General features: G+C 71.1%; 9 protein-coding genes and 2 pseudogenes. 2 read left to right on the forward strand and 9 right to left on the reverse strand.

Annotated elements, in window-relative coordinates:
- The 7 genes from ACNFOC_RS11460 to ACNFOC_RS11490 form a co-directional block, all read right to left on the reverse strand.
- Positions 1 to 1,331: MSMEG_0567/sll0787 family protein (locus tag ACNFOC_RS11460; protein WP_416958976.1), on the reverse strand; the 1,331-nt coding region annotated here is incomplete at its 3' end.
- Positions 1,301 to 2,407 carry an MSMEG_0568 family radical SAM protein gene (locus ACNFOC_RS11465; RefSeq protein WP_416958977.1) on the reverse strand — a complete coding sequence of 369 codons (1,107 nt, stop codon included), beginning with the start codon at positions 2,405 to 2,407 and terminating at the stop codon, positions 1,301 to 1,303. The genes ACNFOC_RS11460 and ACNFOC_RS11465, both read right to left, overlap by 31 nt.
- A gap of 10 nt (positions 2,408 to 2,417) precedes the next feature.
- A complete protein-coding gene (locus ACNFOC_RS11470) occupies positions 2,418 to 2,939 on the reverse strand; it encodes an MSMEG_0572/Sll0783 family nitrogen starvation response protein (protein ID WP_033279770.1) in 522 nt (173 codons plus the stop codon).
- Between the two features lie 41 nt (positions 2,940 to 2,980).
- On the reverse strand, positions 2,981 to 3,796 hold the full coding sequence (locus ACNFOC_RS11475) for an amidohydrolase family protein (RefSeq protein ID WP_416958978.1): 816 nt from the start codon (positions 3,794 to 3,796) through the stop codon (positions 2,981 to 2,983).
- Between the two features lie 48 nt (positions 3,797 to 3,844).
- Complete coding sequence (locus ACNFOC_RS11480) at positions 3,845 to 5,161, reverse strand: MSMEG_0569 family flavin-dependent oxidoreductase (RefSeq protein ID WP_416958979.1); 1,317 nt, start codon at positions 5,159 to 5,161, stop codon at positions 3,845 to 3,847.
- On the reverse strand, positions 5,158 to 5,463 hold the full coding sequence (locus ACNFOC_RS11485; protein WP_384151278.1) for an MSMEG_0570 family nitrogen starvation response protein: 306 nt from the start codon (positions 5,461 to 5,463) through the stop codon (positions 5,158 to 5,160). The genes ACNFOC_RS11480 and ACNFOC_RS11485 overlap by 4 nt, the downstream gene beginning before the upstream one ends.
- 144 nt (positions 5,464 to 5,607) lie before the next feature.
- The gene (locus tag ACNFOC_RS11490) at positions 5,608 to 6,099 is read right to left on the reverse strand and encodes a hypothetical protein (protein WP_416958981.1); all 492 of its coding nucleotides are present in this window, start codon (positions 6,097 to 6,099) and stop codon (positions 5,608 to 5,610) included.
- A gap of 243 nt (positions 6,100 to 6,342) precedes the next feature.
- On the opposite strand from ACNFOC_RS11490, the gene ACNFOC_RS11495 reads away from it, so the two are divergent.
- A complete protein-coding gene (locus tag ACNFOC_RS11495) occupies positions 6,343 to 8,448 on the forward strand; it encodes an MMPL family transporter (RefSeq protein ID WP_416958982.1) in 2,106 nt (701 codons plus the stop codon).
- 63 nt (positions 8,449 to 8,511) lie between these two features.
- Positions 8,512 to 8,673: pseudogene (locus ACNFOC_RS11500) on the forward strand (helix-turn-helix domain-containing protein); the annotation flags it as partial.
- A gap of 5 nt (positions 8,674 to 8,678) precedes the next feature.
- Here ACNFOC_RS11500 and pepN read toward each other — a convergent pair.
- Both pepN and ACNFOC_RS11510 read right to left on the reverse strand, forming a co-directional pair.
- Positions 8,679 to 11,114 (reverse strand): aminopeptidase N, encoded by a 2,436-nt coding sequence (pepN, locus tag ACNFOC_RS11505; RefSeq protein ID WP_416958983.1) that lies wholly within the window; start codon positions 11,112 to 11,114, stop codon positions 8,679 to 8,681.
- 150 nt (positions 11,115 to 11,264) lie between these two features.
- A pseudogene (locus ACNFOC_RS11510) lies at positions 11,265 to 13,934 on the reverse strand (beta-ketoacyl synthase N-terminal-like domain-containing protein); the annotation flags it as partial.
- Between the last annotated feature and the right edge of the window lie 2 nt (positions 13,935 to 13,936).

The raw sequence follows: 13,936 nt of genomic DNA on the forward strand, positions 1-13,936 counted from the left end.
GGCGCGTCCGGCTCGTCGGCGGTGAGCATCGCGAACCCCGGGAAGCAGGTCAGCCAGTCGCCCATGGACGCGTCCGCCGGACGGGGCACGGCGGCCACGTCGAGCACCGCCCCGCAGCCGCTCGCCTCGGCCAGCATCCCCAGCGTGCCGGCGATCCCGGCCATCGACACGTCCTTCGCGGCGGCCGGTCGCGCGACGGCCACCGCCCTTGTCATCGTGCGGAGTTCGTCCGTACGACGACGGGTGGTCGAGTCCCACTGGCGGCCCCGGTAGCCCGCACGCCAGCCGCCACCGAGGTCGGCCGTGAGCCGTACGGCGTGTCCGGGGCGCCCTCCGCCACCGGGCACGGGCCGGGCCGTGCGGCCGAGCGCGGTCACCGACAGGGCGGCAGGGACGCCGAGTTGGGTGTGGCCGCCGAGCACCGGGACGCTGTAGGCCCGCGCCGCCCGGGTCAGTCCGGCGAGGACCAGCGCGGCGTGCGTCGCATCACGGGCACCCAGCGCGTCGAGCAGCCCGACCGGTGAAGCACCCATCGCCGCAAGGTCGTTGACGTTCACCAGGACCGCGCACCAGCCCGCCCACTCCGGGTCCCGCTCGACCATCGACGGCACGATCGCGTCGCACGCTGCGATCACATCGCTGCCGGGGACGGGCGCGCCGTCGTCACCGACGAAGCCGGGCGGGGCGGGGAGTTCGGCGAGCAGTGGGCCCAACGCGGCTTTCGTGGAAGCGACTTGGGCCGCGATCCGCGCGACGGGCCAGCGCATCAGGACGTGTGGTGTACCGGCGACCTCCGTGGCCCGCACGGACTGCCAGCCGAGACGCCGGAAGAGCACCTCGTTGCGGGCCTGCACGGTCGCGTCGAACCGCAGGACACCCTCCGCCTCGGCCCGTGCGCAGGCCGCCCGGACCAGTGCCGCGCCGATCCCGTGCGGACCACGGGCGCGCGGGGCGACGACCAGCCGGCCGCCCTGCCACCATCCGAGGTCCGGACCGTCGTCGACCGGGCCCAGCCGTACCCCGCCGACGACCGTGCCGTCCGGGGCCCGGGCGACCAGCACGACGGTACGGGCGTCGGCGTCACGGTCGTCGAGGTCGTCGCCGGTGAAGAGCCCCTGTTCGTGGACGAAGGTCTCAGTGCGCAGCCGTCGGTAGTCGGCCAACTCGGAGTTGTCGGCGGCCTGTTCGATGTGGAACGCGGGACGGCGGGCGAGTGTGCTCCGGTCGCCCAGCAGCGCCAGGATGTCGACCGGCCCGTCCGTCACGAGTGGTGCCGCGGAGCCGTCGAGGTACACGGCCATCACCCGCCCGCCGACTGGAGGACACTGCACGCGCCGCAGGCCGCGCAGCCCGCCTTCTGGTCGGCACCGCTCATCCCGGCCTCGCGCAGTCTGGCTGCGACGCCCTGGGTGACGTATGTCAGGAGTTCGGCGCTCGGTGCCGGGATGCCGTCGCGGGCGGCGAGCGTGCCGGCCATCGGGCGGAACGGCACGACGAACGGGTACACCCCCCGGTCGATCAACCCGCCCGCACCCGCGATGAGTTCGTCCGGGTCCTCGCCGAGTCCGACGAGGAGATACGTGGAGACCCGGTTCGGTCCGAAAACGCGCACCGCCTCGTCCCACGCCGTCTCGTACTCGGCCATCGGGACCGTCGACTTGCCCGGCATCCAGCGCCCGCGCACCTCCTCGTCGAGGGACTCGACATGGATGCCGATCGTGGTGGCCCCGGCGTCGTGCAGTGCGCGGATCCAGGCGAGGTCGCCGGGCGGTTCGCACTGCACCTGGATGGGCAGGCCGGGCACCGCTTCGAGGACGGCGCGCACGGAGCGGACGAGGTTGCGCGCGCCCCGGTCGGGGCCGGTGGTCGTGCCCGTGGTCATGACCATCTGCTTGACGCCGTCCAACCGCACCGCCGCTTCGGCGACTTCGGCGAGCTGCGCCGGTGTCTTGGCGGCGACCGTCGCGCCCGAGCGCAGGGACTCCTCGATGGTGCAGAAGCGGCAGCGGTCGGACTCGGCGTAGCGGATACAGGTCTGGACGACGGTGGTGGCGAGGACGTCGGCGCCGTGGAGGCGGGCGATGTGCTCGTAGGGGGTGCCGTCCGTGGTGGTGAGGTCGTAGAACTTCGGGCGGCTCACGGCGGTCAACGCGAGCCCGGTGTCGGTGAGTTGTCCGTCCTCGTCGCCCAGCCAGACCTTGCCGTCGCGTACGCGGTAGGGGCTGGCCTGGTTGGTGGGCAGCGCGGCGTTGGCACCGTCGACGAGGACGTGACCGTCGCCGCTCGGACCCGCGCCGTCGGGCCGCCGTACGGGGGCGTCCAACGCGACGCCGTGCAGGGCGAGTTCGGCGCGGGTCAGGATGCGTACATCCACCGCCGTACTCGTCGATTCGGTGCCAACGCTCACAGCGGCCCCCTTACAGCTGGTAGGTGGAGTTGATGATGGCGCCCTTGCGCGCGTAGTGGATCAGCGCGTCCTGGACGTCGAGCGGGTGGGTCGGGATGACACCCTCGATGAGGTCCTCCTCGCGGGCACCGTGCAGGGAGAGGCCGAAGCGGCAGCAGAACACCTTGCCGCCCTCGGCGATGAACGTCTTGAGCTGGTTGTTGATGTTGTGCTCGCCGGGGAACGCCGAGTTGCCGGTGGTCGGAAAGCCGCGCGTGGCAAGGCAGTTGAGGGAGCCGGGGCCGTAGAAGTAGATGGCCGTCTCGAAGCCCTTGCGCAGGGCGCGGGTCGCCTGGAGGACCGCGACGAAGGAGACCGACGACTCGTGGGCGATGCCGTGGACGAGCGTGAAGTACGTCTCGCCGTCCTCGGCCTTGTAGTCGGGGAACACCTTTGTGGCGCCGTAGATGCTGGTGCCGTCGGGGAGGGACGGGTGGGGGATCTCGTTGAGGGACTGCTGCTCGATCTCGCTGAGTTCGACGGTTTCGGACATGGCTGTCTCCTTGTGCGTACCGGACTTGAGAGGGGAGTCGGTCAGTCGTAGAGCGCGGCGAACGTGTCCCGGAAGACCAGGTCGCCGAGTTCGCCGCCGCCGGTCGCTTCGGCGAGGCGGGCGTACTCGCCCGTGAAGTCGCCCCACGGCTGGTCGCTGGCGAAGAGCACCCGGTCGTGGCCGATGCCACGGTGCTCGATCTCCCGGGCCAGCCAGCGGGGAGTGAAACCGATGGCCCAGGAGAGGTCGGTGTATACGTGCTTGCCGGCGGTGATCCAGTCGAAGAACCGGGAACCGGCGAGCTTGATGTGGCCGCTCATCCCGCCGCCGAAGTGCACGAGATGGACGGGGACTTGATCGGCGTACCAGTCGACCAGATGGCCGACCTCGTCGATGTCGGAGGCGGCACCGGGGGAGGTGTGGACATGGACCACCAGCCCGTGCCGGGCCGCCTCGGCGAAGATGTGGTCCAGGTGGGGGCGGCAGGCCGGGTCGGTCGGACGCCCGCCGAGCAGGAAGCTCAGCTTGAGCGCCTTCACGCCCCGCTCGCCCGCCAACTGCAAGGCCTGCGCGGTGAGTTGCTCGTCCTCGGGGCGCGGGGACACCCACAGTCCGGCCCGGATGCGGTCGTCGGTCTGGGCGGCCTCGATCGCCAACTCGTTGAAGGAGAAGGCGATCGCGGGGTCCGGGACGCCGTAGTTGGGGATGACCAGGGCGCGTTCGGTGCCCTCCGCGTCCAGGTCGGCGATGAGTTGCTTGACGGTGGCGCGGGCAGTGGTGTCGGGGTTGACCGGAGGGCCGCCGTAGAAGGGGTAGGCGGGGAGGACGCCGATGTGGCGGTGTGCGTCGTAGACCATGTGTGTGTCGTCCCGTTCCTCGTCCTCTTCTTCTCCTCTTCCTCCGCCTCAGCCGATCGGGAGGGCGGAGGCGAGTTCGGTGGGGGCGCCGGTGAGGGTGCCGCAGACGTCGGCCAGGCGGCGGGAGGCCTCGATGTGGTCGGCCAGGAACTCCGCGTCCCTGCCCACCGCTTCGAAGCGTCCCGAACCCCATGAGTGCTGCCAGGGCAGGCCCAGGAAGTACAGGCCGGGGACGCTGGTCGCGCCACGCCAGTGCATCGGGTAGCCGCGGCCGTCGAACACCGGAGCCTCGATCCAGCGGTGGTCGCGGCGGAACCCGGTCGACCAGACGACGGAGGTGATGTCGGCCTGAGCCAGGTCGAGTTCACGGGGCTGGTCGTCCGGCTCCCACACGGGGACGTAGCGGGGTTCGTCCGGTGCCGCGATGCCCTGGGCGGTGATGTGGGCGTCGATGGCGTCCTTGATGCCCTCGGCCACGGCGTCCGCGTGATCGAGGTTCACCTTGAGGTCGTCGGCGAACTCCAGTGCGCTGCCGCCGACTTCGGTGAGCCGTCCGTACAGCCGCATGCCGTCGCGGGCGAAGGCGCGCAGGTCGATGTCGCGGCCTCCGTCGCGTCCGGTGACGTAGTGGTTGACGCGCATCCGGACCGCGCCGGCGTCGTCGAAGTCGTCGATGCTCTTCGCGTAGTGGCCCATCTCGTCGAGCCACGCCACACAGTCACGGCCGCGGTAGAAGCGGGCGACGCGGGGCGCGCTGCCGACGGCCAGATGTACTTGGCGTCCGGCGAGGTGCAGGTCCTCGGCTATCTGGCAGCCGGACTGGCCGGTGCCGACCACCAGGACGGCGCCCGGCGGGAGTTGGGCGGCGTTGCGGTAGCGCGAGGAGTGGACCTGGGTGACGGAGTCGGGCAGCCGTTGGGCCATCCCAGGGAGGGAGGGGGTGTGGTACGGGCCGGTCGCTGTCACCACCTGGTCGGCGGTGAAGTCCCCCTCGGTGGTGGCGAGTTCGAAGACCCCGCTCGGGGAGCGGCGCAGCCGGGTGACCGTCACGCCCTCGACCAGCGGGGGCCGGAAGTGGTCGACGTAGCCCTCCAGGTACCGCACGATGTCGTCGCGGACCATGAAGCCGTCGGGATCGTCGCCCTGGTAGGGGTAACCGGGCAGCCTGCACTGCCAGTTGGGCGTCACCAGACAGAAGGAGTCCCAGCGGCGCTCGCGCCACTCGTGTCCGACCCGGTGGGCCTCGACGACGACGTGGTCGATGCCGCGTTCGCGCAGCTCGTGGCTGACGGAGAGGCCCGCCTGGCCACCGCCCACCACGGCAACCGAGTAGTGCGCGCCGGCCAGCCGTGCCGCCGGGCTCATCGCGGGCTCCCGTCGGCACCGGTGAGGGACTCGACCGTGACCCTGGCCCCGGTGACGTCGCCGTATGCCGCGGCCGTCCGCTCTATCAGGGCGAGTTGGTCGGAGGCGCCGGTGCAGAAGAAGCCGAACTTCTCCCGGACCCGCTCCCCGGCGATACCGAGCGCCGTACGACTGCGCTCGACGAATTCGGCGAGCTCGTATTCACCGCCCGGCGCGAAGTAGTCCTCGACTATCGTGGAAGGGGAATAGCAGCGCTGGGTCAGACCGTCGGGCCAGCGCACATCGAAATACATCTCGGGCATGACATCCTCCATGCCGCGCGCCGAGGTCTTGCCACCTCGCCGCTCTCCATGGCGACAAACTTCAGCCCCGTGGATTTCCGAACGAAGTCATCGGGAACAAAGGGGAGTTGCGAAAACCTCACCGTTGCCGCAGAGGCAAAAAGGCTATTCGGTTAGCCTGGTGGCCGCTTCCACGGACGGCCACCGTGCGAGCGAGATCATCGCCAGCACACGATGGATCAGGTAGCCGGCCAGCGGCAGTTCGGCGAAGACCGCGAGGGCCGCGGCCGACCAGACGTCCGAGGTGCCGAAGGCCAGTGACACGTCGAACCACGCGTCGCAGATCAACAGCGCAGCCGAGACGGCCGCCGCCACGATGACCGCCCGGTGCCGCCGCCAGCCGAGCAGCGCGGTGGCCGCCATCGAGAGCACCAGCAGGACGTCGAACCCGACCCATGTCGTCCGCCACTGGTGGACCTCGTAGGCGGACGGCAGCGTCACCGCCAGCAGGACCGTCCACGGGACGAGTCCCACGGCGCAGACGGTGAGCAGTTCCAGAGTGTGGCGCCGGTGCCGCCGTACCCGATCCAGCACATCGGGCGTCGGAGTCGGATACTCCGTTCCCTGGCGTATGTCGGCCTTCGGCGCGTCGTTCACCTTGACTGCTCCGTTCTCACGCGTCCGGTGATGATCCAGTGCTGACAGGCTAAACACCGCTCGCGCGCGCTCTCTTCCTGAGGTCCGCGCGTCCGGATTCCATGCTTCCGGATCCCGTCAAAGCGGATGGATCGTTCCGATAGCGGAGAAAGCGGGCCGCGGGCTAAACTCGCGCAACCTACGACGCTGGGAAGGTCCGGCATGCGACGGTGGGCCGAATTCGTTCTGCGTCATCGCAAAGCGGTGGTGGCGTTCTGGGGTCTGGTGCTGGTCGCCGGCATCCTGCTGGCCGGTCGTACCACGGACCGGCTGACGATCGACTTCTCCCTGCCCGGCCAGCCCGGCACCGTGACCGCGCACAAGATCGAGGACGCCTTCGGCAGCGGCGGCGACACCAATCCCTATCTGGTGGCGGTCACCCTTCCGGCAGGGCAGACGGTCACCGGTCACGAGTCGGACGTCGGGCGGGTCTTCACCGCCGTCGGCACGGCGGTGCCGGGCGTGCGGGTGATCGACGAGGCGAACACCGGGGACAAGGCCTTCCGGACGAAGGACGACCGCACCGCCTACGCGCTGGTGTTCTACCGGTTCAACCCGTCGCCCAGCCAGAAACCGCTGACCGACCCGATCCGCGCGGCGGCCGAGAAGGCCGTGCCGACGGGCGCGGTGATCGGGGTGACCGGAGAGGACCCACTGGCCTCCGGCGGCGACGACGGGGGCGGACCCGGGGTCCTCGGCGAGACGCTCCTCGGCGCCGTCGGCGCACTCGCCGTCCTCGCCTTCGTGTTCGCCTCCTTCCTGGCCCTGCTGCCGCTGCTCGTAGCCGCGGTGTCGATCCTCGCGACCTTCGTGATGCTGCTGCCGCTCACCTATGTGACCGACATGTCGTTCATCGTGCAGTTCCTGGTCGCCCTGATCGGCCTGGGCGTGGCGATCGACTACTCGCTGCTGTTCGTCACCCGCTGGCGCGAGGAACGCGACCGCGGCCGGGACAACCACGACGCGGTCGTCGTCGCGATGCAGCACGCCGGGCACGCGATCGTGTTCAGCGGGGTCACGGTGGCCATCGGCCTGCTCTCGCTGGTCGTCCTGCCCGTCCCGTTCCTGCGCAGCATGGGTTACGGCGGCGCGCTCATCCCGCTCGCCAGCGTCCTGACGACGCTCACCCTGACCCCCGCGATCCTCGGCGGCATCGGGCCGAAGGTCGACTGGCCCAAGATCCGGCACGAGAACCGGGCGAGCCGTTTCTGGAGCCGCTGGACCGCCGCGGTCGTACGGCGCCGCTGGATCGCGGCCGCCGCGGCCCTGGCCGCGCTCGCAGCCCTCGTCGGCGTCTTCCTCGGCATCAAGATCGGCCTGGCCTCCTCGGAGTCGCTGGCCAAGAGCGGCCCCGCCTACGAGACCCTGCAGACCCTGGAGCGCGGTGGCGTCCCGACCGGCGCGCTGACCCCGATGGAGGTCCTGGTCAGCACCGACCAGGCGAAACCCGTCGCCGCCGAGCTGACCAAGGTCGACGGCGTGACCAGCGTCCTCGTGCCGACAGGGCCCGCGGGCAACCAGGGCGGACAGAGCATCGTCGTGGTGATCCCGGACACCGAGACGGTGAACTCGAAGAGCATCGACGTCGTCAAACGGGTCAAGACCGCCACCGAGCACCTGCCCGGAGTCGTCGGTGTCGCCGGCGTCGGCGCGGCACAGATCGACTTCCTGCACGCCGTCTACGGCAACTTCCCGCTGATGCTCACGATCATCGCGCTGCTGACGTACGTCCTGCTGGTGCGCGCCTTCCGCTCCCTGCTGCTGCCCCTGAAGGCGGTGTTGCTGAACCTGATCTCGCTGGCGGCGACACTGGGCCTGATGGTGCTGTTCTGGCAGGACGGCCATGGCTCCAACACGCTCTTCGGCATCGCCGCGACCGGGGCCGTCACGTTCTGGATCCCGATCATGATCTTCGCGTTCCTGTTCGGACTGTCCATGGACTACGAGGTGTTCATCCTCTCCCGCATCCGGGAGGAGTACGACGCCGGCCTCTCCACCGACGACGCGGTCGTCGAGGGCATCGGCCGCACCGGCCGACTCGTCACCAGCGCCGCACTCATCCTCTTCCTCGCCTTCGCCGCACTGGCCTCGGGACCGGGCACCGACCTCAAGACACTGGCGACCGGCCTCGGCATCGGCATCCTGCTGGACGCGACCATCGTGCGGATGCTGCTCGTTCCCTCCCTCGTCTCCCTGTTCGGCGGCTGGAACTGGCACCTGCCCGCCTGGGCGGCCCGCCCACTGCGCGTCCAGCCGTCCTATCCCCACCCGGAACCTGCCGCGCCCGCGCCGACGCCACCTGCGGACTAGGCCCTTGCCAAGGCCCCTGGCCGAAGCGGAACGGCGTGAGCGCGTCGGGATGGTGGCCGGTGTGCCCGTACCGCCGAGGCCCTGCACATCCATCGGAACACCGGCGTCTACCGGATGAACAAGATCGAGCAGATCAACGGCCACTCACTGCGCGAGTACCGGACAGCCATGGCCCTCCATCTCGCGTGCCTGGCCGACCGGTTGGGCGGTGGAACGGGCCGCTGAGCCCGTCAGTCCGACGTGCCCCGGGCGCGGAGCATCCGGCTCACCTCGTCCGAGCGTTCCAGGACGGTCGTGCGGACCACCGGGACCGCCTCCTGGGACGCCTGCCGGGCCTGGTCGATGTACGTGGCGTCGATGGCGTGCAGGGGGAAGAGGCGGTACGTGTAGCTCATCGCGAGGATCATTCCGCCCTGGTGCAGCTTCGGGACCGCCTCCAGGTAGCGCTCGGCGTAGGGCGCGAGGAGTGCGTCCTGGCCGGGGCGCCAGAAGGCCGCGGCGACCAGGCCGACCGAGTTGATGGGGACCGTACGGTCCACGACCAGCTGCTGCCAGACCTCCGCCTTCGTGGCCGCGTCGGGCAGGGCGGCCCGTACGGTGAGGGCGCGGAGCCAGGCGTCGGGGTCCGGGTCGCGCGTGAGCAGGAGTTCGGACTCCGCGGTGATGTCGCCGCCCAGTTCCGCCTCGCGGACCAGCGCGCGCCAGCGCAGGTCCACGTCGTCGCCGGCCTGTTCGCGGAGCCAGGCGAGATCGTCCGTGGTCGTCGCGGTACGGGCCAGTCCGCGCAGCGCGACCTGACGGCGGCCGGGGTCCCCGGCGAGGGCGCGACAGGCCGCCGCCACCGCTGCCGAGAGTCCGTCGCGCTCGGCGGGCGGCGCCCAGAGTTCGGCCACGTTCGCGGCGAGGGTCAGATACGGCTCGATCACCGCGTCGGACGTCTCGGCCGTCAGAACGGAGGTGAGGCACCGCCCGGCTTCCGCCGCCGTGGCCTCGCCGGTCGTCAGCATGTCCCAGACGGTGGCCGCGGCCACGCCCCGGGAGATGGCCGTGGGCAACTGCGCCGCCGTACGGAAGAGGGCATCCCTGGTCGTGGGATCCGGGCGGGTCGTCGCGAAGGTCAGGTCGTCGTCGTTGATCAGCAGGACGTCCGCGGCGGGCGGGAGGCCGGTGACGGTCGTGCGGGGTTCCGTCACCTCGACCCGTACCAGCGCCCGGCGTTCCAGCGCGTCGCCGTTCCTGGCGTACGCGCCCACCGCCAGCACCTGCGGACGCGGCTCGGCGGCGGCCACCAGAGTGACCGTGTCGCCGTCGCGCTCCAGGGTGAAGCGGTCGGTGCCCGCAGTGGCCAGCCAGGCCGTGCGCCAGGTGTCGAGGTCGCGGCCGCTGGCCTCGGACAGGGAGTCGATCAGATCCTGGAGCGTGGTGTTGCCCCACGCGTGGCGGGCGAAGTAGGCGGCCATGCCGGTCCTGAAGTGGTCTTCGCCGACGTACGTCTTGAGCTGCTGGAGGACGGACGCGCCCTTGGGGTACGTGATGTTGTCGAAGATCGACGCGGCCTGGGCGACGTCGTGGATGGGCTGGTGGATCGGGTGCGAGGCGGGGCCCTGGTCGGACAGGTACGCGCTGATCTTGCCGATCATCAGATGGCTCGCCCACGCGTCGGTGTGCCGGGTGGCGCGCTCGGCCGCCCAGTGGCAGGCAAACTCCGCGAACGCCTCGTTCAGCCAGAGGTCGTCCCACCAGCGCATGGTGACGATGTTGCCGAACCACATGTGCGCCATCTCGTGCAGCAACACCCTTGCCAGGAGCCCGTGTTCGGCCGGGGTCGGCGCGGCCCGGCGAAGGAACGCGTCCGACCAGGTCACACAGCCGTAGTTCTCCATCGCCCCGCCGAACTCCGGCACGAACACCTGGTCGTAGCGCCGCTGCGGGAACGGCATCGCGAAGACCTCGGCGTAGAAGGCGAGGCCCTGGCTGGTCAGGGTGAAGATCTCGTCGGCGTCGCGTTCGAGGACCTCGGCGAGTGAACGGCGGGCGTACAGGCCCAGGTTGTGGCCGTCGGCCTCGCGGCGGACCTCGTGGAAGGGGCCCGCGTTGATGACCGTGTTGTACACGGACAGGGGCGGGGTGTCCGGGAAGGTCCAGCGGCGGGCCGTGTCCAGCTCCTCGACGTGCGCGTCGCCGGAGTTGCTGGTGACGGTCCAGGCGGACGGGGCCGTGACGGTGAAGGCGTGCGGGGCCTTGAGGTCGGGCTGGTCGAAGCAGGCCCAGACGAAGCGGGCCTCGTCCGGTTCGAAGCTCATCCACACGTACACCTCGCCGTCGGCGGGGTCCGTCGCCTTGTGTACGCCCTCGCCGGCCGTCGTGTCGGCCTGGACGCTCTCCACCCGCAGCACGTTGTGTTCGGCGAGGGCGGGGAGCCGGATCCGCCCGTCCTCGGCGGGGGCGAGTCCGACCCCGTTCAGCGTGGCGCTCAGCACCCGGGCCGCACAGTCCACGAAGGTCTTCGCGCCCGGTTCGCGACACGTGAACGCCACCGTGGAGACGCAGCGGACCTCCGGACCGTCGGGCAGTGCGGTCAGATCGACGTCCACGTCGTACCGCTCGACGTCGATCAGCTCGGCCCGGCGCTCGGCTTCGATGCGGGTCAGGCTTCGGATCCCCATGCGTCCTCCCTCGGCAGACAGCGGCCGTCAGCGTACGACGTGGACAGACGGGGAGCGCAGGGGTTTTTGGTGGCCTTGACGTCGGCCGCCGTCCCCTGCCGTGCGACGCCCGGCCAAGCGGAACGCGACGCCGGGCGCCCGTCCCCCGCCCGGGCGCCCGGCGTCTTCGAGGACGGGGTCGGTGGCGCGGCCGGTCGCCGTGGCCACGCGCCGGAGTTGGGCCAGTCCGGAGCGGTGGGGCGAATTGGCGGCGACGACCAGGTGATCGCGTCCGCTCAGGGTCGCGTCGATGAGGGAGCCGAGTTGACCGGTGCCGACCTGGACGAACGCGCGGTGGCCGGCGCTGTACATGGCCTCGACGAGCTGGCGGAAGCGCACGGGTTCCAGGAGGTGGCGGATGAAGAGCTCGCGTACCGCCTTCTCGTCCGAAGGGAACGGCGAGGCGGTCGTCCCCGACCACAGGGGGACCGTCGGCGGGTGGAGGCGGAAGCGGTTCGTGGCCTCTTCGATCGGGGCGAGGTAGGGCTTCAACATCGGTGTGTGGAAGCCGGATTGGAACGGGAGTACCTGGCTCAGCACGCCCTGCGCGCGGAAGGACCGCACGAACTCGTCCACGGCCTTGTCCGGTCCGCACACCATCGACTGGCCCGGCGCGTTGTCGTGGGAGAGCACGATTCCGGCGCCCGGCCACTCGTCGGCGAGGGCCGACAGCACGCGCTCCGCCGGGGCCCCGATCGCCCCGAAAGCGAGGCCGGGGACCGTCACCGAGTCGGGGTCGAACGCCTCCATGAAGTCGCTGACCTCGTCCGGCGAGTACACCCCGGCGGCGGTCATCGCCGTCCACTCGCCGACGCTGTGTCCGGCGACCGCGTCCGGGACGACACCCATCTCGCGCAGCGCGGCGTCCAACAGCCGCCCGACGCCGACCACATCGAATCCATGGCGGCCAACGTCCCCCACCTGCGCCGGGGTTGAGGACCGGTTCGCACGCAGTCCGAAGTGCGCGGCTACGTCCTCGACCCGGGGCGTGAAGTCGCCCTCCAGACCCGGGAAGACGAACGCCAGCTTTCCCGCACCGGCCCCGATCAGCGGGCTCGGCGTGAACCACACATCGCTACGGCCCTGCCAGGCCCGCCCCTTGGCGACCGCCCGGCGGGCCAGCGTCAGCCGCTTGGCGTCCGGGGCGACGATGCCGAGCCGCGAACGGCCCGAGGTGGCAGGGGTGTTGGCTGCGGCCAGGAGGGCGGAGTCGTCCGCGTCCAGAAGTGCGGCGAGGGCCTCGGGGCTGTCGGCGGCGAGCATCAGCACGCGTTCCGGTTCGGCCACGGAGACCGTGCGAGCGGAGGCGTTCACGCGTTCCGGTTCGCCGCCGGCCACCGTTGCCGAACGTGAGGCGCGCGCCCCTGGAGCCTCCTCCAGCACCACATGTGCGTTGATGCCGCCGAACCCGAACGCGTTGACCGCCGCCCGTCGCACCGGCTGTTCGGAGGTCGTCTCCCAGGGAGCCGCCTGCTCCAGCGGACGGAACCGGGTCGCCGCGAGCGCGGGGTGCGGGTCGTCGCAGTGCAGGGTCGGCAGCAGCATGCCGTGGTGGACGGCGAGAGCGGCCTTGACCAGACCGGCGACCCCGGCGGCCGGCATCGTGTGGCCGATCATCGACTTCACCGAGCCGATCACCGCACGGCCGTGGGACGTGCCCGTGTCCCCGAACACCTCGGCCAGCGTGGTCAGTTCGGCCGTGTCACCGGCAGGTGTCGCCGTGCCGTGCGCCTCAAGGAGGCCGATGGAACCGGGCAGCGCGGGATCCAGCCCCGCCGCCTGCCAGGCCTGGCGAACGGCATGGGTCTGGCCGGTCGAGTCCGGGTTGACGAGACTCGCGGCGCGGCCGTCGCTGGACACGCCGGTGCCGCGGATGACGGCGTAGATCCGGTCGCCGTCACGCTCGGCGTCGGCGAGGCGCTTGAGGACGACGACGCCCGTGCCCTCGCCGATCAGGATGCCGTCGGCGTCGCGGTGGAAGGGACGGATGCGCTGGCTCGGGGAGAGCGCGCGCAGCTGGGAGAACACGCTCCACAGCGTGATGTCGTGGCAGTGGTGGACGCCTCCGGCGAGCATCAGGTCGCAGCGCCCGGCGGCGAGTTCGGTCACCGCTTGGTCGACGGCGATCAGCGAGGACGCGCAGGCCGCGTCCACGGTGTACGCCGGGCCGCGCAGGTCGAGACGGTTGGCGACGCGGGACGCCGCGAGATTGGGCACCAGGCCGATGACCGACTCGGGACTGTCGGGGCCGAGCCGTTCGGTGAACGCGGAGCGGATGCGGTCCAGCTGGCCGGGGTCCAGGTCGGGCAGCAACTCGCCCAGCGTGCGGACGAGTTGGCCCGCCGTACGGACCCGCTGGTCGAGGCGAACCAGACCGGGGGTGAGATAGCCGCCCCGGCCGAGCACGACACCGACGCGCCGCCGGTCGGGCAGCCGGGACTCGCCGCCCGCGTCGGCGAGGGCGGCGGCCGCCACGTGGAGGGCGATGAGCTGGTCGGGTTCGGTGCCGGGCACCGAGTTCGGCATGATGCCGAACCGGGTGACCTCCACCTCGGCCAGCTCGTCCACGAAACCGCCGCGCCGGCAGTACACCTGGTCGGCCACGGCCGGACCGCTCGCCGAGTCCGGCCGGTAGTAGTCCGCGTCCCAACGCCCGTCCGGCACCTCACTGATGGCGTCCGTGCCGCCCAGCAGATTCCGCCAGTACGCGTCGAGGTCGGCGGCGCCGGGGAGCAGCACCGACATGCCCACGATGGCGACCGGCACTTGACGGTCCGTCATGG

The organism is Streptomyces colwelliae, from assembly GCF_048158785.1.
GTDB lineage: Bacteria > Actinomycetota > Actinomycetes > Streptomycetales > Streptomycetaceae > Streptomyces.

Bases quoted from the DNA above. Each gene is read 5' to 3' on its own strand.
- ACNFOC_RS11480 (WP_416958979.1), bottom strand. From the start codon at position 5,161: ATGAGCCCGGCGGCACGGCTGGCCGGCGCGCACTACTCGGTTGCCGTG.
- ACNFOC_RS11475 (WP_416958978.1), bottom strand. From the start codon at position 3,796: ATGGTCTACGACGCACACCGCCACATCGGCGTCCTCCCCGCCTACCCC.
- ACNFOC_RS11485 (WP_384151278.1), bottom strand. From the start codon at position 5,463: ATGCCCGAGATGTATTTCGATGTGCGCTGGCCCGACGGTCTGACCCAG.
- pepN (WP_416958983.1), bottom strand. From the start codon at position 11,114: ATGGGGATCCGAAGCCTGACCCGCATCGAAGCCGAGCGCCGGGCCGAG.
- ACNFOC_RS11470 (WP_033279770.1), bottom strand. From the start codon at position 2,939: ATGTCCGAAACCGTCGAACTCAGCGAGATCGAGCAGCAGTCCCTCAAC.